At 61.9% G+C, this 20,973-nt stretch carries 18 protein-coding genes; 3 read left to right on the forward strand and 15 right to left on the reverse strand.

The features are described 5' to 3' along the window. Positions 1-37 precede the first annotated feature (37 nt). Genes BLU46_RS14915 through BLU46_RS14925 form a run of 3 tightly spaced genes read right to left on the reverse strand, consistent with a single transcriptional unit; the run spans position 38 to position 5,261 of the window. Positions 38-3,091, reverse strand: a complete 3,054-nt coding sequence (locus BLU46_RS14915) for an efflux RND transporter permease subunit (protein ID WP_093202953.1) — start codon at positions 3,089-3,091, stop codon at positions 38-40. Further along, the gene (locus BLU46_RS14920; RefSeq protein ID WP_063033607.1) at positions 3,088-4,158 is read right to left on the reverse strand and encodes an efflux RND transporter periplasmic adaptor subunit; all 1,071 of its coding nucleotides are present in this window, start codon (positions 4,156-4,158) and stop codon (positions 3,088-3,090) included. Before BLU46_RS14920 ends, BLU46_RS14915 begins: the two co-directional genes overlap by 4 nt. Beyond that, positions 4,155-5,261 carry an efflux RND transporter periplasmic adaptor subunit gene (locus tag BLU46_RS14925; RefSeq protein ID WP_063033608.1) on the reverse strand — a complete coding sequence of 369 codons (1,107 nt, stop codon included), beginning with the start codon at positions 5,259-5,261 and terminating at the stop codon, positions 4,155-4,157. The genes BLU46_RS14920 and BLU46_RS14925 overlap by 4 nt, the downstream gene beginning before the upstream one ends. Positions 5,262-5,383: 122 nt before the next feature. Here BLU46_RS14925 and BLU46_RS14930 point away from each other — a divergent pair, with 122 nt between their 5' ends. Beyond that, on the forward strand, positions 5,384-6,544 hold the full coding sequence (locus tag BLU46_RS14930) for an AAA family ATPase (RefSeq protein WP_093202955.1): 1,161 nt from the start codon (positions 5,384-5,386) through the stop codon (positions 6,542-6,544). 117 nt (positions 6,545-6,661) lie between these two features. Here the strand turns inward: BLU46_RS14930 and BLU46_RS14935 are convergent, their stop codons facing one another. The 11 genes from BLU46_RS14935 to BLU46_RS14990 form a co-directional block, all read right to left on the reverse strand. Next, positions 6,662-7,537: a transporter substrate-binding domain-containing protein gene (locus BLU46_RS14935; RefSeq protein ID WP_063033609.1), complete on the reverse strand. Its 876-nt coding sequence runs from the start codon at positions 7,535-7,537 to the stop codon at positions 6,662-6,664. Next, positions 7,534-8,310: an amino acid ABC transporter ATP-binding protein gene (locus BLU46_RS14940; protein ID WP_017478085.1), complete on the reverse strand. Its 777-nt coding sequence runs from the start codon at positions 8,308-8,310 to the stop codon at positions 7,534-7,536. Before BLU46_RS14940 ends, BLU46_RS14935 begins: the two co-directional genes overlap by 4 nt. After that, positions 8,307-8,966, reverse strand: a complete 660-nt coding sequence (locus BLU46_RS14945) for an amino acid ABC transporter permease (protein WP_063033610.1) — start codon at positions 8,964-8,966, stop codon at positions 8,307-8,309. The genes BLU46_RS14940 and BLU46_RS14945 overlap by 4 nt, the downstream gene beginning before the upstream one ends. Continuing rightward, complete coding sequence (locus tag BLU46_RS14950) at positions 8,947-9,612, reverse strand: amino acid ABC transporter permease (protein ID WP_063033611.1); 666 nt, start codon at positions 9,610-9,612, stop codon at positions 8,947-8,949. The genes BLU46_RS14945 and BLU46_RS14950 overlap by 20 nt, the downstream gene beginning before the upstream one ends. Positions 9,613-10,173: 561 nt before the next feature. Beyond that, positions 10,174-10,956 carry a MetQ/NlpA family ABC transporter substrate-binding protein gene (locus BLU46_RS14955; RefSeq protein WP_063033612.1) on the reverse strand — a complete coding sequence of 261 codons (783 nt, stop codon included), beginning with the start codon at positions 10,954-10,956 and terminating at the stop codon, positions 10,174-10,176. 148 nt (positions 10,957-11,104) lie between these two features. After that, positions 11,105-12,031 carry a sigma 54-interacting transcriptional regulator gene (locus BLU46_RS14960; RefSeq protein ID WP_093202957.1) on the reverse strand — a complete coding sequence of 309 codons (927 nt, stop codon included), beginning with the start codon at positions 12,029-12,031 and terminating at the stop codon, positions 11,105-11,107. Between the two features lie 48 nt (positions 12,032-12,079). Then, entirely contained in the window at positions 12,080-12,661 is a 582-nt protein-coding gene (locus BLU46_RS14965) for an alpha/beta hydrolase (protein WP_093202962.1), read from the reverse strand. Positions 12,662-13,670: 1,009 nt separating this feature from the next. Next, entirely contained in the window at positions 13,671-14,072 is a 402-nt protein-coding gene (locus BLU46_RS14975; protein WP_017478080.1) for an ExbD/TolR family protein, read from the reverse strand. A 1-nt stretch (position 14,073) separates the two neighbouring features. Beyond that, on the reverse strand, positions 14,074-14,799 hold the full coding sequence (locus BLU46_RS14980) for a MotA/TolQ/ExbB proton channel family protein (RefSeq protein ID WP_093210160.1): 726 nt from the start codon (positions 14,797-14,799) through the stop codon (positions 14,074-14,076). Between the two features lie 50 nt (positions 14,800-14,849). Continuing rightward, positions 14,850-15,659 (reverse strand): energy transducer TonB, encoded by an 810-nt coding sequence (locus BLU46_RS14985; protein ID WP_063033616.1) that lies wholly within the window; start codon positions 15,657-15,659, stop codon positions 14,850-14,852. A gap of 240 nt (positions 15,660-15,899) precedes the next feature. After that, positions 15,900-16,751, reverse strand: a complete 852-nt coding sequence (locus BLU46_RS14990; protein ID WP_076015530.1) for a LysR family transcriptional regulator — start codon at positions 16,749-16,751, stop codon at positions 15,900-15,902. A gap of 105 nt (positions 16,752-16,856) precedes the next feature. Between BLU46_RS14990 and BLU46_RS14995 the strand changes: the two genes are divergently transcribed. After that, positions 16,857-17,318: a nucleoside deaminase gene (locus tag BLU46_RS14995; protein ID WP_093202967.1), complete on the forward strand. Its 462-nt coding sequence runs from the start codon at positions 16,857-16,859 to the stop codon at positions 17,316-17,318. Then, positions 17,305-18,489, forward strand: coding sequence for a CynX/NimT family MFS transporter (locus BLU46_RS15000; RefSeq protein ID WP_093202971.1), 1,185 nt, complete (start codon positions 17,305-17,307; stop codon positions 18,487-18,489). The genes BLU46_RS14995 and BLU46_RS15000 overlap by 14 nt, the downstream gene beginning before the upstream one ends. On the opposite strand, the gene BLU46_RS15005 is transcribed toward BLU46_RS15000, so the two are convergent. Beyond that, the gene (locus BLU46_RS15005) at positions 18,486-20,834 is read right to left on the reverse strand and encodes a TonB-dependent receptor (protein WP_093202975.1); all 2,349 of its coding nucleotides are present in this window, start codon (positions 20,832-20,834) and stop codon (positions 18,486-18,488) included. The genes BLU46_RS15000 and BLU46_RS15005 overlap by 4 nt on opposite strands. Between the last annotated feature and the right edge of the window lie 139 nt (positions 20,835-20,973).

The raw sequence follows: 20,973 nt of genomic DNA on the forward strand, positions 1-20,973 counted from the left end.
TTCCCACGTCCGTGTAGGAATGTCATCGCAGTGGCTGTCAGGCGTTTTCTTTCTTCGGCTCGCGAATCTTGTACCAGGCCACATACAGCGCCGGTAGGAACAGCAGCGTCAGCAAGGTCGCGATGATGATCCCGCCGATCATCGCGTAGGCCATCGGCCCCCAGAACACTTCCCGGGCAATCGGGATCATGCCCAGGCTGGCCGCCGCCGCCGTCAACAGGATTGGCCGGCGCCGGTGTTCGGTGGCTTCCACCACCGCATCCCACGGCGTGTAGCCGTCGCGCTCGTAGGCGTCGATCTGGGTCACCAGAATCACCGAGTTACGGATGATGATGCCGATCAGCGCAAGGATCCCGAGGATGGCCACGAAGCCCATGGGCGTGCCCGTGGGAATCAGCGCCAACACCACGCCAATCAGCCCCAGCGGCGCGACGCTGGCCACCAGGAACATCTTCTGCACGCTGTGCAACTGAATCATCAGGAAGGTCGCCATCAAGAACAGCATCAGCGGCACCACCTTGGCAATCGGGCCCTGGGCCTTGCCGCTTTCTTCCACGGTGCCGCCGGTGGCGACCTTGTAGCCCACCGGCAACGCGGCGCTGAACTTGTCGATGTCCGGCTTGAGCTGTTTCACCAGGTCGGTCGGCTGCATGTCGTCGCGCACCGCCGCCTTGATGGTGATGGTCGGCTTGCGGTCGCGACGCCACACCAACGGCTGTTCAAGCTCATAGCGCACGGTGGCGAACGCCAGCAGCGGAATCGAGGTGCCGTTGGGCGTGACGATCTGCAGGTTCTGCAAAGTCTCCGGCGTACCGCGCTCGGCATCTTCGGCGCGGCCGACCACATTGATCAGGTAGATATCGTCATGCACTTGGGTCACCGACGCACCGCTGACCACGCTGTTCATCAACTGCGCCACGTCTTCCGACGACAGCCCCAATTGCCGTGCCTTGTCCTGGGCGATATCCACCCGCAGGACTTTGCCGGGCTCGTTCCAGTCGTAGATGATTTCGCCCATGTGGGTGTTTTTATCGAGCATCGTCGCCAGTTCGATCGCGTGTTTGCGCACTTGGTCGATGTCCTTGCCAGACACCCGATACTGGATCGGACGCCCCACCGGCGGCCCCATTTCCAGTGGCTGGACGAAACTGCCCACGCCGACAAAATCTTCCCGCAGGCGTTTTTGCAGGCGCGCAATCAAGGCGCCGCGCTCTTCCAGACCCTTGCTGACGATCACCAGTTGCGCGTAGTACGGGTTCTCCAGTTGCTGGTCCAGCGGCAGGTAGAAACGGATCGCGCCTTGGCCGATGTAGGTGCTCCAGCGGGCGATGTCCGGGTCGTCCTTGATGATCGCCTCAAGACGGTCGACGGCCTTGCGGGTCTCGTTGATCGAGGCGTTTTGCGGCAGGTTGAGGTCGACAAGAATTTCCGGACGGTCCGAGGACGGGAAAAACTGGTTCTGCACAAACTGCATGGAAAACACCGACGCCACAAACAACAGCACGGTAATGCCAATGGCCCACCAGCGGTTGCGCATCGCCCACAGCATGCCGCCATTGAACGCCCGGCCCACACGGCCCGGCTCGGCGTTATGGGGTTTTACCTTGCTGCTGAGGATATGCACCCCGAGCACCGGCGCGAACAACACTGCGACCACCCACGACACCAGCATCGCCACGGCAATCACTGCAAACAGCGTAAAGGTGTACTCACCCGCGGAACTGGCGTTGAGGCCAATCGGCACAAAACCGGCGACGGTCACCAGTGTGCCGGTCAACATCGGGAATGCCGTGGAGGTGTAGGCGAAGGTCGCGGCCTGCTCCTTGGTTTCGCCTTTTTCCAGGCGCGTGATCATCATCTCCACGGTGATCATCGCGTCGTCCACCAACAGGCCGAGGGCAATGATCAAGGCGCCCAGCGACACCCGCTGCATGGTGATGCCGCTGTATTCCATGAACACGAACACCAGCGCCAACACCAATGGAATCGAGCACGCCACCACCAACCCGGCACGCACGCCGAGGCTGATAAAGCTCACCACCAGCACGATGATCACCGCCTCAAACAACGCGCTGGTAAAGCCGCCGACGGCCTCTTCCACCACTTCCGCCTGATCGGAAACCTTGTGCACGCCCACACCCACCGGCAGGTCGGCGGTCAGCTCGTCCATGCGTTTGTGCAGGGCCTTGCCGAAATCCTGGATGTTGCCGCCCTTCTGCATGGCGATGGCCAAGCCAATCGCCGGCTTGCCATTGAAACGGAACATCGGCGTCGACGGGTCGACATAGCCACGGGTGATTTCCGCCACGTCAGCCAGCCGATAGAAGCGGTCATTGAGCCGCAGATTGACGTTGGCCAGGTCTTTCTCCGAGGCAAACTGCCCGGAGGTGCGCACCGAAATCCGCTCCGGCCCGGCCTCGATCACCCCGGCCGGAGTCACCGCGTTCTGCGATTGCAGGCTCTGCACCACCTGGCGCTGATCAATCCCCAGGGCCGCGAGTTTGCGGGTGGAGAAATTCAGGTAAATCACTTCGTCCTGCTGGCCGATCATCTCGACTTTGCCCAGCCCCGGCACCGAACGAATCTCGGCGCGCGCTTGCTCGACGTAGTCGCGCAACTGGCGCATCGACAGGCCATCGGCGGTGAACGCATACACCGAACCGAACACGTCACCGAACTCGTCGTTGAACGCCGGCCCCTGCAAGCCTTGGGGGAAGCTGCCGCGGATGTCATCGATCTTCTTGCGGACCTGGTACCAGATCTCCGGGATCGCCTTGGCGCTGGTGGTGTCCTTGAGGAACACAAACACCGTGGACTCACCGGGCCGGGTGTAGCTTTTCACGTAGTCGAGGGAGTCCAGCTCTTCGAGTTTTTTCTCGATGCGGTCGGTGACCTGCTTCAGGGTCTCTTCCTGGGTCGCGCCTGGCCAACGGGTCTGGATCACCATGGTCTTGATGGTGAACGACGGGTCTTCCTCGCGGCCGAGGTTCATGTACGAGAACACGCCCATCAGCAGCGCGACGAACATCAGGTACCAGACGAAGGACTGATGCTTGAGGGCCCAGTCGGATAAGTTGAAGCTCCCTTTCATCGCGGGCTGTCCTCGTCGATTTTGACTTTTTGCCCCGGTTTCAGGCTGTTCACGCCGGCACTCACCACGCGCTCACCGGGCTTGACGCCGGCATTGAGCAAGGCGCTGTCGGCGTCACGGCTGACGATGGTGACGTCACGGGGTTGTACGGTCTGGCTTTGGGTGTCGATCACCCAGATGCGGGTCTTGCCGTCGGCTTCCTGCAGGGCAGTGAGGGGCAGCTCGATGCGTGGGACGATGGCTGAACTGAGGGTCACGCTGATAGCGGTGCCGAGGCGAAACGCGGATGGCGTTTCGGCCAGGGTCAGGCGGGCGCGACGAGTGCGGGTGGCGCTTTGGGCCTGGGGTTCGATCTCGCGCACGGTGGCAGTGGTGCTGACGGTGGGGTCCATCTGCCCGGCGACCAGGAACACCACATCCGGCGGCAGACGCTCGGCGAGGCCGGCAGGCAAATCAATGACGGCTTCCTTGATGTCCGGTCGCGCCAGGGTCACCACTTGCTGCCCGGCGCTGACCACTTGGCCGGCCTCGGCATTCCAGGCGGTGACGATGCCCGCGTGGTCGGTGCGCAGTTCGGCGTAGTTGAGCTGATCCTTGGCCTGATTGACCGAGGCCTTGGCTTGGTCGAGGGAGGCCTGGGTGGTTTTCAGGTCGGTCTGGGCCACATCCAGTTGGGCCTGGGCGCCAACGCCGCGGTTGAACAGTTCCTGCTGGCGACGGGCATTGGCCTGGGCGTTGATCCACTGCGCCTGGACCCTGGCCAGGTCGCCCTGGGCAGCGCGCAACTGGTTCTGTTGGTCGGTGGGGTCGAGCACGGCGAGCAACGCGCCCTGCTCCACTTCAGCGCCCACGTCGACGGCTCGGCGGGCAATGCGGCCTGGCACGCGGAACCCCAGGTTACTTTCATAACGGGCCTGGATCGTTCCGGCGAAGCGGCCAAGGTTTTCCTGGTCTTCGGATTTCACTTCAATCGACAGCACCGGGCGCACCGGCTCCGGCGCCGGTTCTTCCTTGGAGCACGCCACCAACAACAGGCTGGCGGCGAGCACACACGTCAGCCGCTTCATGGCTGCACTCCTTGGGCCTGGGCCTGATCCGGCGGCTGGGCGATTTCCACGATCATGCCGGGATGCAACAGTTGCCCGCCGGCCACCACGACTTTTTCGCCGCCCTTGAGGCCGTCGCTGATGATGACCTTGCCGGTCAGATAGCGCGCGACCGTGACCTTGTGCAGTTGCGCCTTGCCGTCAGCGTCCACCAACCATACCGCTGGTTCGCTGATGTCTTTGGTCAATGCGGCCCACGGCAATTCAATGCTGGCCTTGGCCGGCCCGTTGGCGGTGGCGCTGACCACCGAGCCCAGTTGCATGCCCTTGGGCAACGCGTCGAGGGCGATTTTGACTTGCACCGTGCCGGTATTCGCAGCCACGGCAGGGGTAACTTCGCGGACCTTGCCCACGGCGGTAATCTGCGGATTTTCCAACAGGCTGACGGTAATCGGTTTGTCCGGCGGCGGCTCCACCAGCAGCGACTCATAGACGTTGAACACCGCATCGCGCTCACCGTCCCGAGCCAGGCTGAAAATCGGCACCGTGGCCTGCACCACCTGGCCCACCTCGGCCTGACGCGCGGTGATGATGCCCGGCGCGTCGGCGACCAGCGAGGTGTAGCCCAACTGCTCGCGGGCATTGGCCAACTGCGCCTGGGCGGCGGTCAGCGCGCTCTGGCTGCTGCGCAACGCGGCCTGGGCGGAGTCGTATTCGCTGCGGCTGGTGTAGCCCTTGGGCAGGAGTTTTTCCTGGCGCACAAACGCGGCGGCGGTCTGTTTGACCCGCGCCTGCTCCGCGACCACCTGGGCCTGGGCGGAATCGACATTGGTCTGCAAATCTTTCGGATCGAGCTTGGCCAGCACCTGCTTGGCGCTGACGCGGTCACCGACATCCACCATGCGCTGAATGATCTTGCCGCCGACGCGGAACGACAGATCGGTCTGCACCCGGGCCTGGATATCACCGGTCAAGGTCACGGCGGCGGCAAAGTCGGTGGACTTCACCGTCTGCACAAACACCCGGGAATGTTCCTTGGGCTCGGTTTTTTCCTGGCCGCAACCGCTCAGCAGCGCCAGCAAGCCAAGGCCGAGGATAATAAATGTGGAGTTGGGACCGCCCATGCAGGCTCCTTTTGCGTGATGCCGCCGTGCCAGTGTGTATGCGACTGTGAGCTTAGAACAGGGTTCCTTATCTGCATGGAGAATCCCATACTCCAATGGTTCCCAAAGCGATAATTTTTCTCATGCTCAAAACCCTCGCGGTGGCCAATTACCGCTCGATCAACAAATTGGTGGTGCCGCTGGATCGGTTGAACCTGATCACCGGCCCCAATGGCAGCGGTAAATCCAACCTGTATCGCGCCCTGCGGCTGCTGGCGGAGACGGCACAGGGCGGTGTGATCAATGCACTGGCCCGTGAGGGTGGGCTGGATTCGACCTTCTGGGCCGGGCCGGAAAACATCAGCCGGCGCATGCTCAGTGGTGAAGTGGCGGTGGAGCCCATCGTGCGCCAGGGCGCCAAGCGTTTGCGCCTGGGGTTCGCCGGGGAAGATTTCAGCTATGCGATTTCCCTGGGGTTGCCGGAGCCGGGCGAGTCCTACTTTTCCCTGGACCCCGAGATCAAGAAAGAATGCATCTGGGCCGGCCACGTGTACCGCCCAGCGAGCCTGCTGGTACAGCGCTCCGGCCCGATGGTGCGCGCTCGCGAAGGCCGGGCCTGGGATGTACTGGCCCAGCACACGCCGAACTACCACAGCCTGTTCGATCAGGTCGGCAGCCTGCGGGGTTCGCCGGAGGTGTTGCTGCTGCGTGAAAGCATTCGCGGCTGGCGCTTTTATGACCACTTTCGCAGCGACGTCGACGCCCCGGTGCGCCAACCTCAACTGGGCACGCGTACGCCGGTGCTGCATCACGATGGTCGGGATCTGGCGGCGGCGTTGCAGACCATTCGCGAGATTGGCGATCCGGACGCCTTGCAGCGGGCAATCAGCGACGCGTTTCCCGGCGCGCGGTTGAATATCGAGCCGTTGCAGGGCGGCCGTTTTGCCATTGAGTTTTATCAGGAGGGGTTGCTGCGCCCGTTGTCGGCAGCGGAGCTGTCGGACGGGACCTTGCGCTATTTGCTGCTGGTGGCGGCGCTGCTGACGCCGAGGCCACCGACGATGATGGTACTGAACGAACCGGAAACCAGTTTGCATCCGGACCTGCTGCCGGCATTGGCGCGGCTGATCATCCAGGTGTCGCAGCAGTGCCAGGTGTGGGTGGTGTCCCATGCCAGCCGCTTGATTGCGGCGTTGCAGCAGGATGAAGGGTGTAATTCGATCGTGCTGGAAAAGGTGATGGGGCAGACGCAGGTGGTGGGGCAGCGGGTGCTGGATGAGCCGGCGTGGCATTGGCCCAGCTGATGATCGTTCCCACGCTCTGCGTGGGAATGCATAACGGGACGCTCCGCGTCCCAACAGCAGACGCGGAGCGTCCAAGGCGGCATTCCCACGCGGAGCGTGGGAACGATCACTGACGGGTCAGCCCTGCCACTTCCCGCCTTCAACAATCACACTCTCAGGCTTGGTGTCATCGCTCAGTTCCTTGCGAACATACTGGTCATACAGCTTGAGCAGATACTTCTCCTCGCCCAACTTCGCCAGTTCGGCATTCACCCAATCCCGCAGTTCGATATTGCCTTTCTTCACCGCCGGCGCAATCGGCGCTTCATCCCCCAGTTTCTGCTCCAGCACACGGTAGCCCGGGTTCTGCTTGGCCCAACTGAACAGCACCAGGTTGTCCTGGGCATAGGCATCACCCCGGCCAGCCGACAGCGCTTGCAGCGACTCGGAGTTTTTCTCGAACTTCAGCAGTTTCCAGTCCGGGTGGTTCTTGGTCAGCCAGATATCCGCGGTAGTGCCGGTGGTGACGATGGTGGTGCGGGTCGCCAGGTCGTCCAGGCTTTTCACCGGGCTGCCGTTGGCCACCAGTGCCTGCACCGCCACTTTCAGGTTCGGATTGGTGAAGTCCACCGCTTCCTTGCGCTCAGGCGTCACGGTCATGTTGGCGAGGATCAGGTCGACCTTGTCGCTTTGCAGGAACGGAATGCGGCTCGCTGGCTCCACGGCGACGAATTCAACCTTGTTCTCGTCGCCCAGCAGGTCCTTGGCGAAGCGGCGGCCGATGTCGGTATCGAAGCCGACGTAGCGACCGGACTCATCCACAAAACCAAACGGCGGCTTGTCGGTAAACACGCCGACGATCAGCTTGTCCCGCGCCTTGATCTTGTCGATGTAGCTCACCGCAGCCGGGGCCGGGGTGGCCGCAGCGGCCGTCTTGGCGGGCTCTTCGGATTTGTTGCAGCCGGCCAGCAGCACGAGGCCGAACAGGGGGAATAACAACTTGGCAGTTTTCATGACAGCTCCAGTTCCTTGGTTCTTTTGGGCAGTGTTGAAACGAAGGAGAACTTCTCCAGGAACTGCTGCGCGCGTGCGGTTTGCGGGTTCGTAAAGAATGCCTCGGGGGTGTTTTGTTCGAGGATGCGGCCGGCCTCCATGAACACCACGCGGTCGGCGACGGCGCGGGCGAAGGCCATTTCATGGGTGACGATCAGCAGGGTCATGCCGTCCCGGGCCAGGCCCTGGATCACTTCCAGTACTTCCTTGACCATTTCCGGGTCGAGGGCAGCGGTGACTTCGTCAAACAGCATGACCTGCGGGTTCATGCACAACGAACGGACGATGGCGATGCGTTGCTGCTGGCCGCCGGAGAGCTGGCGCGGATAGGCGTCACGCTTGTCCGAGAGACCCACCCGTTCCAGCAGTTTTTCAGCCTGGGCCCGGGCTTCGCGGGGTTCGCGTTTTTGCACTTTCAGCGGGCCGAGCAAAATGTTGTCGAGCACGCTCATGTGCGGGAACAGATGATAACTCTGGAACACCATGCCCACGTCCTGGCGCACCTGGCGCCAGTCGGTGGCCTTGTCCAGCAGCTCCTTGCCGGCAAAACGCAGGCTGCCGCTGTGGGCCACTTCCAGGCCATTGAGGCACCGCAGCAAGGTGCTTTTGCCGCAACCGCTGGGGCCGAGGATCACCACCACTTCGCCGCTTTGCACGCTCAGGTCGATGCCCTTGAGCACCTGCTGGTCGCCGAAGTATTTATTGAAACCCTGGAACTCGATCAATGCGCTCATGCTTGGGCCCAGCGCCGTTCCAGCACCTTGGAGGCAGCCGACAACGGGTAGCAGATAAAGAAGAAAAACAGGAACAGCGCGCCGTAGATCAACACCGACTCGTAGGTGCGCTCGATGATTTGCTGACCGACCTTGATCACATCCACCACACCGATCAGCACCGCCAGGGAGCTGGTCTTGATGATGCGGGTGTAGACGTTGATGGTCGGCGGGGTCATGCGTTTCAGGGCCTGGGGCAGGAGCACGTAGCCATACAACTGCGGGTCCGACAGGCCAATCGACAGGCCGGCTTCACGCTGGCCGCGGGGCAACGAATGCAAGGCACCGCGCACCACTTCGCCGACTTCACTGGCGCCCCACAGCGATAACACCAGCACCGCGCACCAGAAGCTCGGAATGCTCAGGCCAAAGAAAATCGGCAGGCCGAAGAACAGCAGGTACAGCCACACCAACACCGGAATGGCGCGGAATAGCTCGAGGTAAATCCGCAGCACCAGGTTGATCGCTTTCGAATTCAGCGTGCGCAGCACGCCATACAACACGCCGCCGACGGTACTGAAGGCAATGCTCAGGAACGAGATCGACAGGGTTTGCGCAGCGCCCTTGCCCAGTTGCGGCAACGACACCCAGAGTAATTCAAGACCCGAACTGGCCATGCTGGAGCCTCCTTTCAAGGCGGCTGAGCAGCAGCGACAGCGGCAGGAATAACAGCACGCAGATCAACGTCAGCACCGCGAGCATTTCGTAGGTTTTGTAATAGAGGGCAATGTAGCTTTTGGTGGTGTAGAGAATTTCCGGCACCGCCACCGCCGACACGATGGTGGTTTCCTTCAGCAGGAAAATGAAGTTCGCAAACAGCGCCGGCAGGCTGAGGATCCCCGCCTGAGGCAGGATCACATGGCGCAGCAGCTGCCAGTGGGACAGGCCGATGGACTTGCCCGACTCGATCTGCGCCAGCGGCACCGCCTCGACACCGGCGCGCAGCACTTCCGTGAGGTAGGCGCCGCCGAGAAAGGTCATGGTGATGATCGCCGCCCAGAACCCGGAGATATTCAATCCCAAGGCCGGCAACGCGAAGTAGACGAAAAACAGTTGGATCAGCAGCGGTGTGTTGCGCGCCAGTTCGACGTACAGCGCCACCAGGCGCCACACGTAGGGTGTGCGAAATACCAGCAGTGCAGCGTTGATCAGGGCCACCACTAACGAGGTGCCGATAGCGATCAGGCCGACTTGCAAGGTCACGCCCACGGCCTTGAGAAACGCTGGCAGCGTGCTGAGGATAAATGCGTAATCGAAGGTCATCTGAAATCCCTGACGCCGCAGGGGGTAATGCGGCGTTGGTGCGGTCCGGGTCAGCGTGGGTAACGCTGAGTAGCGCCGACTTTAAAGGTATAAAAAGCAAAATTTAAATACCGAAATAGCATATTGATATCACCCAAATAGATAACCTGCGGATTCGCGGTACCGGCGGATGACAGCTACTGTTTCCGGGGAAGTAGGAAGGGTCTTTTTATCGGTGCTGCACTTCAGGGATAGGCAGCGCGTGGCCAGACTGACGGCCAACCAACAGACGAGGGAATGAGCGATGACAAAAGCAAAACCGATTGATCCGCAGGAGCTGGTGAAGTGGCTGGTGGCGTTGCGCAGGGCCATTAACAGCCGGAATCTCTGAGCTGACACGCTCCCAAATGTGGGAGCGGGCTTGCTCGCGAATGCGGTGTATCAGTCAGCAGATGTGTTGGCTGACCCACCGCATTCGCGAGCAAGCCCGCTCCCACATTTCGATTGCATTCCAGCCATAAAAAACGCCGACGCTGTAGAAGCCGTCGGCGTTTAAACCTTGAAGGAGGTTTTGGGGCTCGATCAGAACGCCGGCACGACCGCACCGTTGTATTTCTTCTCGATGAAAGCTTTCACTTCAGGGCTGGTCAGGGCTTTGGCCAGCTTCTGGATCGCGTCGCTGTCCTTGTTGTCCGGGCGGGCAACCAGGAAGTTCACGTACGGCGACTTGGCGTCTTCGATGATCAGTGCGTCCTTGGCCGGGTTCAGGCCGGCTTCCAGGGCGTAGTTAGTGTTGATCAGGTCCAGGTCAACCTGGTCCAGTACGCGTGGCAGCAGGGCCGATTCCAGCTCTTTGAATTTCAGGTTTTTCGGGTTGCTGGCGATGTCTTTCGGCGTGGCCAGGGCGTTGGTCGGGTCTTTCAGGGTGATAACGCCAGCCTTTTGCAGCAGCAGCAGGGCACGGCCGGAGTTGCTGCCTTCGTTCGGGATGGCCACGGTGGCGCCATCTTTCAGCTCAGAGATGTTTTTGATCTTTTTCGAGTAACCACCGAAGGGTTCAACGTGCACACCGACCACGGTCACCAGGTTGGTGCCTTTACCCTTGTTGAAGTTTTCCAGGTACGGCAGGGTCTGGAAGTAGTTGGCGTCCAGACGCTTCTCGGCCACCTGCACGTTCGGCTGCACGTAGTCGGTAAAGACTTTGATTTCCAGGTCCACGCCTTCTTTGGCCAGGGTCGGCTTGACCAGCTCAAGGATCTCGGCGTGCGGGATCGGGGTAGCGGCTACCACCAGTTTCTCGTTGGCCTGGGCGAAGCTTGCAGTCAGGGCAGCCGCCAGTGCGGTAAACAACAGAACCTTTTTCATGCAGTGTCCTTATCGAAAATCCGGGTCGTCTGGGACGGCCGCTTTGTAGTTGAGTGCCAGCGAAGTGCTATCGCGGCGTGAAGCGGACAATACCGAGGTTTTTTATTCCAGAACAATACTTTTTATTCACTTTGATATTCCATTTTGTTCATACAGACGCCAACCCTTTCAATAGACGCCTCAACGCATCACGTTCGGCCTCGGTACCGCTGCTGAGGATCTGCCGCGCCTGGTGTTCGATCTGCGTCACCGACGGCAGCGGCAGGTTCAAATGCTCCGGCAAAATCTCGTCGCCACTGCTGACCAACAGGGCAAAGTGAATCACGTTCTCCAACTCCCGCGTGTTCCCCGGCCAGCTGTGATGCTCCAGCACGCGTTGGGCTTCGTCGCTGATCAGCGGTACCGGCAAGTCGAGGCGCTGGCTGTAGATGCCGAGGAAATACTCGGCCAGTGACAGGATATCGCCCACCCGCTCGCGCAGTGCCGGCAACTCCAACTGGCCTTCGCTGAGGTAATGGAACAGGCGCTCGTGAAACTTGCCGGCTGCCACGGCCTGAGCCAGGTCGATGCTGGTGGCCGCCACCAGCCGCACATCCACCGGACTTGGCTGATGAGCGCCAACGCGGGTCACTTCGTGGTTTTCCAGCGCCGCCAGCAACTTGACCTGGATCGGCAACGGCAGGTCGCCGATTTCATCCAGGTACAAGGTGCCGCCATTGGCCGAGCCAAACCAGCCGGCGCGGCTACTGGCTGCGCCGCTGTGGCTGCCTGCGGCGTAGCCGAACAGTTCGGCGTCGGCATAAGTCGGGCTGATGGCGCCGCAATTGACCGAGACAAACAAGCCGGTGCGGTCGCTGCCACGGTGGATATGCCGCGCGAGCAATTCCTTGCCGCTGCCGGTTTCGCCGCGGATCAACACGGGCAAGGCACGGGGGGCGAGATTTTCGAGGTCTTCGCGCAGTTGCCGCGAACGCGGGTCGACAAACACAAGCGCCTTGGCACGAATGCTCAGGGGGCTTTTTTCGGCGTCGGGGAAGGTCAGCAGGGGCTGACCGAAGGTTTCATGCAGGCTCATGGCAGACTCCCGCCCCATCCACGAAGGGGAAGGGGCGTTTAAAAAATTTTATGCACGGCGCCGGGAGTGATGTTCCAGGCGATTTTGCAGGCGATAGAGGTAGGCGAAACCCTGTTCCCAGCGTTGATGGCCGGACTTCACATTGATATGCCCGGCCCCCGCGAGAATTCCCGCTTCGGCGCCCCAGTTACGCGCCAGTTCCAGGGCGCGGGTGGCGCTGACGGCGCTGTCGTTGTCGGAGCTGACAACCTGGCTTGGGAACGGCAGCAGATGATTGGGGATTGGCGCGAAGTTACGCAGGGCGGGAGCGCAGGCAGGGCGTTCGACATCGGCCGGGGCCACCAGCAAGGCGCCGCGTACCTGACGCAGGAACTGCACCGGTGCGGTGGCGGCCCAATGGGCGACGGCGATGCAGCCCAGGCTGTGGGCAATCAGAATCACCGGGGTGCTGTCGGCGGCGATGGCTTCGGCCAGTGCGGCCACCCAGTCTTCGCGGCGCGGGGTCAGCCAGTCGGCTTGCTCCACGCGTGCGCTGTTGGGCAGGCTGTTCTGCCAATGACTTTGCCAATGATCTTCTGGCGATCCTTGCCAGCCCGGCACGATCAGATAACGAATCGACTCGCTGTGCATGGGTGTGCCCTCCTGCAGCGTTTAACGTTGTGGGTCAGTATAGGCACGGGGTATATATTCGTTAAGGAATAAGAAGCTATTTATTAATAACCAAAATGTTTGTTTGAGGGTGGGGGGGGGTTAGGGGGTTGGGGGTACATATCCGTTTCTTCGGTTATGGCCGCTATTGGTTCCGCTCTTACAGCGGCTCACTTTTGAACAGCGCAAAAGTAAGCAAAACGCTCTTGCCCCACCACTCGGCACCTCGCTAATGCTCGGTGTGTCCTCACTCCGGCTTTGGACCGTGGGCCGCCGCGATGGGCCATCCATGGCCCAGCGCGGCTAACCCGGCGTCCTGCCGGGTTACCCACGCTCCAAAGCCTGCGTTCGGCCAGCGTGGTTTAACGGGGCGCCTAAGATCAAGATCAAAAGCAAGAGCACAGCGGCCTCCCGGCCGGCTTGAGTGTGGTGAAGCAACAGCCAAATCAAAAGCTAAAGCGGGCACGGTCAAATGTGGGAGCTGGCTTGCCTGCGATGGCATCAACTGGGTGTACATGATGTACCGAGTTGTCTGCATCGCAGGCAAGCCAGCTCCCACAGAAAAGCAGAGCTGCATTCGCTCTGGCTTTTGATCTGGCTTTTAACACTCAAGCCGGCCGGTAGGCCGCTGTGCTCTGCTTTTGATTTTGATCTGCGGGCCCCGTCAACCACGATGGCCGCAAGTAGGCACGGTGGAGCGGGTAAATCGGCAGGGATGCCGATTTAGCCGCGCCGGGCCATGGATGGCCCGTCGCGGCGGCCCGCGGAGCCGTGCCGGAGTGCGGGCATGCCGAGCCTAGGCGAGGCACCGAGTGGTGGGGCAAAGACCTTTTGGTTACTTTTGGGGCGTTTGCCAAAAGTGACCCGCTGTAAGAGCGGAACCCTAAGTAGCCGTTACCTAAATAACGGATATGTACTCCCCCCAAAGCCCCAAAAAAAAGGCCGCACCCTGCCAAGGAAACGGCCAAAAAAATTGTCGAGGCATTTGAAACTAACGTGCAGTAATCACCGACAGCTTGGTAATCCCCGCGCGCTCGATAGACGCCATGGCTCGCGCCACTTCGCCATAATTAACTCCATCGTCAGCCTGCAGTTGCACCCGAACCTCCGGGTCCTTGGCCTTGGCCGACTGCAAGTTGAATTCCAGCAAATCCGGCTGGATTTCATCCTTGTTGATAAACAGTTTGCCGGCAGCATCAATACTCACCACCAGCGGATCTTTCTGCTCCACCGGCGCCACGGCCTCAGTCTTGGGCAGGTTGATCGGAATCGCATTGGTCAACAACGGCGCGGTGACGATAAACACCACCAGCAGCACCAACATCACATCCACCAGCGGCGTGACGTTGATCTCGCTCAGCACCTCATCACTGTCTTGCGTGGAGAAGGCCATCTCAGGACGCCTCCTTCACTTTTTGCGCGCCACCCTGGGCACTGGCCTTGCTCAGCGTCGGATGCAGCAGCACGCGGAACGAGTTCTTCTGCGCCAGGCTGTAGAAGTCATGGGCAAAGTCATCCAGGTCAGCAGCCGTGAGTTTCAGGCGACGCAGGAAGTAGTTGTAAACCAGCACCGCCGGCACCGCGACGGCAATACCCACACCAGTGGCGACCAGGGCGGCACCAATCGGCCCGGCCACGGTTTCGAGGCTCGCGGAACCGGCGGCGCTGATGCCTTTCAACGCTTCCATGATCCCCCAAACGGTACCGAACAGACCGATAAACGGCGACGTACTGCCGATACTCGCGACCACCGCCAGACCCGTTTCCAGGGAGCGACGCTCACGCACGATTTGTTGGCGCAGGGCACGTTCCAAGCGGTCCTGATGATTGATCGCCTGGCTCAGGTCAGCAGCGTGTGGCGCCTCACCCACCTGGATCGCGGCGTAACCGGCCTGGGCCACACGAGCAGCGGCGCCCGGCCTGGTTTCAGCCAGTTCAGCGGCCGAGTCCAGACTGGAGGCCGCCCAGAACTGTTTGTGGAATTTGCGATCCTGGGACTTGAGGCGACCGAACTGGACGCCCTTGAGCAGGGCCAGGCCCCAGGTAGCGACCGAAAAGACCACCAGCAGCCAGATCACCGCGCTTTCGATGGATTCAGTTGGAGATGCTAATGCCATGATGTTTTCCCTCTGTGCAGGTCGCGATGTGTCCGACACACCGCATCCAATAATTAATGAATCTTGAAATCAATCGGTACGCTGACCCAGCCGTCCTGGGCCACATCGCCCTGCTTGGCCGGTACAAAACTCCAGCGTTTAACGGCAGCCAGTGCGGCTTCGTCGAGTTGCTGGCGACCACTGCTTTTCTGAATCTGGATCTCACCCGGCTTGCCGGTGGCCAACACATGCACCCGCAACAACACCGTGCCTTCCCAACCCCGGCGCTGGGCCAGTGACGGGTATTCGGGCGCCGGGTTCTTCAGGTACGCGGCGTTGGCCGAGGCCGGTGTAACCGGCGCAGGCGCGGGCGGTGCGGGTGCTGGAGCCGGTGGCGCAGGTACAGGCGGCGCGGGCGGCTGCTCGGCGACCGGTTTCGGTGCGGGCTTGGGCACGGGCTTCGGTACCGGCTTGGGTTTCGGAATCTTTTTCGGCGCCGGCTTGGCGGCCAATTCATCGACCACCGGTGGCGGTGGCTCGACAACCGGTGGTGGCGGCGGTGGCGGCACGGGCGGTGGCGGCTCCACCACCGGCGGCGCCGGCTGGGAAAATTCGATCGTCATTGGCGGAATTTCCGGCGGCACAATCGGCAGCACCGGGGTTGGCTTCTGGCTGACCCAATAGATCACCGCACCATGCAAAGCCAGCGCGAGAATCCCCAACAGGATCGCTTCACGCCGACTCAACACTCCCTTGGGGGTTTTCTGCGTACGCAACTGCCCCAACGGCGCGCGGTGCGGCCGGCCAAGGTCGACCAACTCACCACCCGGTGCGTGGCGCCACTGCGCCTCTTGTGCACTGGCGGCGGTCTGGACATTGCCCATTGATTAACTCCCCTGCGGTCTTAAGCAAAAAAACCGACGGGCCTGCCTTGGCGGCCGTCGAGGGCTGAATCATCGGGGCCAGACGCTTATCTCTTAAAGTAATCTTTAAAGTTATACATAGATCCAAAATGAATAAACGAAACATCCAGATACGCCAAAGCCACGGCCTGCGCGGGCTGGCGCCGAGGCGCAAAATCCGAATGCTTTTGAGGCATACAAAATATTCACTCAAGGCATGACTCAGCGGGGGTTACTGGCACATAAATCCTGCAATTGACGCAGTAACGCCTGCCCCGCTGCGCCCAAACCATTGCGGCCATACAGCGCCAGCCGCACGCCCTGCACCGCCGGCAAACCGCTGTCTGCGCCCAACACCACATGCCCCGGCTGCACGACCCGCACCGGCAGCAAGCTGATTCCCAGCCCCGCCGCCACCGCCGAACACACGCTGGCCAGGCTCGCGCTGGAATAACCGATGCGCCAGCGCCAGCCACCCACCTCCAGGTGATGCAGCATTTCATTGCGATACAGGCCACCGGCGGGAAACGCCACCAACGGCAGCGGATCACGCCCCAGGGACGGAGCGCTGCGGCTGTCGACCCAGCACAAAGGCTCCGGCCAGGACGCCAGACAGTCATCGCTGTCGCCCATTTGCTTGACCAACAGCACGTCGAATTCACCGCCGCGATAATCCCGCAGCAACTCCGGCCCCAAGCCGCTGGTGACCTCCAGGCGCACCCGTGGATAAGCCTGTACAAACGCCGACAGCAGTGGCATCAAGCGCTCGGCCGCAAAGTCCTCGGGCACCGCCAGGCGCAGCACGCCATCGCTCTGCTGGTTGATCAGCACGTCAGCCGCCTCTTCGTGCAGCGCGAGGATGCGCCGCGCATAAGCCAGCAAGCGTTCACCCTCCACCGTGGCCACCACGCGGCGCTGGTCGCGGTCGAGGACCTGGCTGCCGAGTGCGTCTTCGAGGCGGCGGATCTGTTGGCTGACCGTGGACTGGGTCAAATGCAGGCGCTCGGCCGCGCGGGTGAAATTGCCGCAATCGACGACGGCAACAAAGCTGCGCAACAACACAGGATCGAACATGGGCTCACCATTCCATTTGCCACTGATTGGCATGGTTATATTTAATTTCAGAATACCCCTGCGGCTGCCCATACTTCACGCCTCATTGCGCACGAGGGGTTTTCCATGACTGACGATCAACAGCATCTGCATCACGCCGTGCAACTGGCCAAGGCCAACGTGGCAGCCGGTGGCCGCCCTTTTGGTGCCGTGCTGGTGCGCGACGGCAAGGTGCTGGTGGAAGCGGTCAACGAGATCCACTTGAGCCAGGACCCCACCGCCCACGCCGAGATGCTCGCCATCCGTGCCGCCAGCCAACAACTCGGCCCGCGCCTCGACGGTTGTGTGATCTACGCCAGCGGCCAGCCCTGCCCGATGTGCCTGAGTGCGATGCACCTGTGCGGCATATCCCGCGTGGTGTTCGCCGCCAGCAACGAAGTGGCGGCGCCATTTGGCCTGTCGACGGCAGCGATCTACCAGCAAATGGCGTTGCCTTTGGCGGAGCAAAAATTGCCCGTGCAGCATCTGCCTCAAGCGGCAATGCAAGCCCTCTACGGTGAATGGCAGGCCCTGCATGACGCTGAATAATTCGTTCGCCGGCAAACTCGCCGGTTGGGGTTTGCTGGTGGTGCTGGGCCTGAACCTGCGGCCCATCCTCAGCTCCATCAGCCCATTGCTGGGGGAAATCCGCCTGGCCACCGGCCTGAGTTTCCAGAGCAGCGCCCTGCTCACCAGCCTGCCAGTGATCTGCATGGGGCTGGTAGCGTTGGTGGGTGTGCGCCTGGAGGCGAAGCTGGGAGAACGTCGCGGGATTGCCCTGGGCCTGATGATGATTCTGCTGGCGTGCCTCGCGCGCTGGCTGTTTGGCCAGGCGCCGGCGCTGCTGGCTACCGCACTGTTTGGCGGCGCCGGTGTGGCGCTGATCCAGGCGCTGGTGCCGGCGATGATCAAGCGCCAATTCCATCAGCGCGTGCCGTTGGCGATGGGGGTTTACTCGGCGTCGCTGATGGGCGGCGGTGGCTTGGCGGCGCTGCTCAGCCCGTTGGTGGCGGGGCATTTCCAGCACTGGCAGGCGGGGCTCGGGATCTGGCTGCTACCGGCCCTGGGCGCGCTGTTGCTGTGGGCGTGGCTGCCATTGGGTGCGGCGAAAAACCCGCAGGTGACGGCGCCGTTCCAGGGCCTGCGCAACCGTCGGGCGTGGTTGCTGGCGCTGTATTTCGGCCTGGTGAATTGCGGCTACATGAGCATGGTCGCGTGGTTGCCGGCCTACTATCAGCAGTTGGGTTGGGACGTGCTGCCCAGTGGTTCGCTGCTGGCGTTCATGACGATCTTCCAGGTGATCGCCGCGCTGTTGATGCCCGCACTGGCGCAACGCGGCATTGATCGTCGGCCGCTGCTGAGCATCAGCCTGCTGGCCCAGACCGTGGGCTATATCGGCCTGCTGACAGCGCCGCTGGAGTTTCCGCACCTGTGGGTGGCGCTGATCGGCTTCGGCCTGGGGGCATGTTTTGCCCTGAGCCTGCTGCTGACCCTGGATCACCGCCGCGACCCTCGGGAGGCCGGCCAGCTGGCGGCGTTCGTCCAGGGCGTGGGCTTTTTGATCAACGCCATTTCGCCATGGCTGACTGGCTGGCTGCGGGAATTGACCGGCAGTTTCGTCAGCGCCTGGCTGGTGCTGACGCTGACGGTGGTGGCGATGCTGATACTCACCCAAGTGTTCAGCCCGGCGACGTATCGCACCGCTCCCGTTGCGGCCTAGAAGTCGTAGCGCCCGGTCACCCCAAGCGTGCGCGGGGTGCCCAACAGCCCTTCATAACCCCCGTTACCGCCGGTCCACAGGGTGGTGTAGTAGGTCTTGTCGAAGGCGTTCTTCAGCCATAACGACACGTCCCACTGCCCCTGCTGGTAATTGCCCCGCAGGCCGGTGGAGAGGTTGACCACCGCGTAGGCCGGGATCTGCCCGAAATCGGAATCTTCCACCGTGCCCACCGCCTTGGAGCGGAACGCATAACTGGCGGTGACGTAGGGTTCGAAGCCGTTATCCAGGTTCCATTTGTATTCGCCATTAGCGTTGGCAATCCACTTCGAGGCGCCCACCACCTGGTGGCCACTCAAGTCGCACGAAGCGGGCGCACCCGGGCGCAGACTGACTTCCGGCGGGCACGGCGCATCTTTGTACGACAGGTACTGCACGTCGTTGTACGAGCCGTTGATATTGAGCGTCAGGCCCTTGATCGGGATCAGCGTGCTCTCCACCTCCACGCCCCGGGAGCGCACCGAGCCGGCGTTGGTCAGGTACTGCACGCGGTTGCTGTCGTCGTAGGCATTGGTCTGGTAGCCGTTGACCTGGGTCCAGAACAGGTTGGCGTTGAGTTGCAGGCGACGGTCCCACAGGGTGCTCTTGAACCCCAGCTCGGCGTTGTTCGCGCGCTCGGTACCGATCAACAGCGAGTCCGGGCCGGCGGTAGGTGCGGAGCCCACCGCCAGGTTGACCCCGCCGGATTTCTCACCGTGGGACAAGGTCGCGTAGCCCAGCAAGTCGTCGTTGAAGCGATAGCTCAGGTTCAACAAACCGGAGGGGCTGGTGCTGTATTGGTTGAGGTCACCGGAGTCATAAGCCCCCGCTCGCCCACGCCGTGCAGTGGCCGCCGCACCGGTGACTGCGTCGCCGCCAAGGGGTGCGTTGCGCGTGACCCAGGCACTTTTCTGCTCATAGGTACCGCGCAGGCCGGCGGTGAAATCCAGGCGCTCGGTCAGGTGCCAGGTGCCTTGGGCGAACAACGCAAAGCTGTCGGTGCGGATATGCCCGTTGCCCACGCTGCTGACGTTGTTCAAGGCACCGGTGGGCGTGCCGTTCCAGATATCGGCCTTGGGCCCGTAATAAGCGAAGGATTTGTTGTCCAGGTCGGAGCCGAAGTAGTAGGCGCCGAGCACGTAATCGAAGAAGCCGCCGGTGGGTGAGGCCAGGCGAAATTCCTGGGACCACTGTTTGTCTTCCACCGACACGCCCGCGTTGTAGGAGGCCGGGACGTTGAGGCCGTCGTCGTTGCGCGGGGTGAAATTCCACCAGCGGTACGAGCTGACCGAGGTCAGGGTGAAGTCGCTGGGCAGGGTCCAGTTGGCTTCCAGCGAGGTGCCGCCCTGGAACACGGTGACGTGCTGGTCGCTGTCGAGGTTGACCTTGCGGTGCGTGCCGTCGACCAGGGTCGCGCCTGCCGCCGCCGCCCGCGATTGATACAGGTTGGTGCCATTGATGGTCGGCCCGGTGCTGTACAGCACGCGGGTGCCGGCGCTGGAGTCTTCTTCGTTGTAGTCGCCAATCCAGCGCAGGTTGAAGGTGTCGCTGGGCTTGTACAGCAGTTGCCCGCGAAAGCCCTGGCGCGAGCCGCCATTGAGGTCGTGGCCGTCGTACTCGTTCTTGATGTCGCCGTCGCTGCGGGTGCGGTACGCGGAGAAACGGCCCGCCAGGTCCTCGGTCAGCGGGCCGGAAATCGTGCCCTTGGTCTGGAAGTAACCGTCCTCGCCCAAGGAAGTCTCAATGCTGCGCTCCGGGGTAAAACTCGGCGCGCGGGTGCTGATGTTAATCACCCCGGCGGTGGTGTTCTTGCCGAACAGCGTGCCTTGGGGACCGCGCAGTACTTCGAGCTGTTCGATGTCCATCAAGTCGAACACGGCCATCCCCGGCCGCCCCAGGTACACGTTGTCGATGTACAGCCCCACGCTGCCTTCCAGGCCGTCACTGGCGGGGTTGTTCCCCAGCCCGCGAATCGACACGCTGGACTGGCGCGCATGCATGTAGGCGACGTTGACGCTGGGCACCAGTTGCTGCAAGTCCTGAATCCGGTAGACCCGCTGGCTCTCCAAGGCCTGGCCGCCGATCACGCTCATGGGCGTGGGCACGTCCTGGGCACTTTCGGTACGCCGCCGCGCCGTCACCGTGACCGTTTCCAGCTGGCCACTGGCGTTCTCACCCTTGGGCGCCGGCGCAGGCTCGTCGGCCGCCTGGCTGCTGGACCAACTGGCACTGCCCGCCAGCAACAGCGCCATCGGCAGGCGTTTCAGGCGCCAGGGAGAGGGAGGGACAGCGCGATTCAACAGGCTCATAAGCGGCTCCGGTGTCAGGAAATACGCTGGATCGCATATTCCTAAAGGCTATTTATTTATGTTTTTACAAACATTTACTGCATAAGAGATAGCCTTTATAAGGAGTCGACCTAATGCATAGCCAATGCATTTCCCCGAT

Source organism: Pseudomonas yamanorum (assembly GCF_900105735.1).
GTDB lineage: Bacteria > Pseudomonadota > Gammaproteobacteria > Pseudomonadales > Pseudomonadaceae > Aquipseudomonas > Aquipseudomonas yamanorum.

Excerpts from the sequence above, each read along its gene's own strand:
- BLU46_RS14915 (WP_093202953.1), bottom strand. The coding sequence starts at position 3,091 with ATGAAAGGGAGCTTCAACTTATCCGACTGGGCCCTCAAGCATCAGTCC.
- BLU46_RS14920 (WP_063033607.1), bottom strand. The coding sequence starts at position 4,158 with ATGAAGCGGCTGACGTGTGTGCTCGCCGCCAGCCTGTTGTTGGTGGCG.
- BLU46_RS14925 (WP_063033608.1), bottom strand. The coding sequence starts at position 5,261 with ATGGGCGGTCCCAACTCCACATTTATTATCCTCGGCCTTGGCTTGCTG.
- BLU46_RS14930 (WP_093202955.1), top strand. The coding sequence starts at position 5,384 with ATGCTCAAAACCCTCGCGGTGGCCAATTACCGCTCGATCAACAAATTG.
- BLU46_RS14935 (WP_063033609.1), bottom strand. The coding sequence starts at position 7,537 with ATGAAAACTGCCAAGTTGTTATTCCCCCTGTTCGGCCTCGTGCTGCTG.
- BLU46_RS14940 (WP_017478085.1), bottom strand. The coding sequence starts at position 8,310 with ATGAGCGCATTGATCGAGTTCCAGGGTTTCAATAAATACTTCGGCGAC.
- BLU46_RS14945 (WP_063033610.1), bottom strand. The coding sequence starts at position 8,966 with ATGGCCAGTTCGGGTCTTGAATTACTCTGGGTGTCGTTGCCGCAACTG.
- BLU46_RS14950 (WP_063033611.1), bottom strand. The coding sequence starts at position 9,612 with ATGACCTTCGATTACGCATTTATCCTCAGCACGCTGCCAGCGTTTCTC.
- BLU46_RS14955 (WP_063033612.1), bottom strand. The coding sequence starts at position 10,956 with ATGAAAAAGGTTCTGTTGTTTACCGCACTGGCGGCTGCCCTGACTGCA.
- BLU46_RS14960 (WP_093202957.1), bottom strand. The coding sequence starts at position 12,031 with ATGAGCCTGCATGAAACCTTCGGTCAGCCCCTGCTGACCTTCCCCGAC.
- BLU46_RS14965 (WP_093202962.1), bottom strand. The coding sequence starts at position 12,661 with ATGCACAGCGAGTCGATTCGTTATCTGATCGTGCCGGGCTGGCAAGGA.
- BLU46_RS14975 (WP_017478080.1), bottom strand. The coding sequence starts at position 14,072 with ATGGCCTTCTCCACGCAAGACAGTGATGAGGTGCTGAGCGAGATCAAC.
- BLU46_RS14985 (WP_063033616.1), bottom strand. The coding sequence starts at position 15,659 with ATGGGCAATGTCCAGACCGCCGCCAGTGCACAAGAGGCGCAGTGGCGC.
- BLU46_RS14990 (WP_076015530.1), bottom strand. The coding sequence starts at position 16,751 with ATGTTCGATCCTGTGTTGTTGCGCAGCTTTGTTGCCGTCGTCGATTGC.
- BLU46_RS14995 (WP_093202967.1), top strand. The coding sequence starts at position 16,857 with ATGACTGACGATCAACAGCATCTGCATCACGCCGTGCAACTGGCCAAG.
- BLU46_RS15000 (WP_093202971.1), top strand. The coding sequence starts at position 17,305 with ATGACGCTGAATAATTCGTTCGCCGGCAAACTCGCCGGTTGGGGTTTG.
- BLU46_RS15005 (WP_093202975.1), bottom strand. The coding sequence starts at position 20,834 with ATGAGCCTGTTGAATCGCGCTGTCCCTCCCTCTCCCTGGCGCCTGAAA.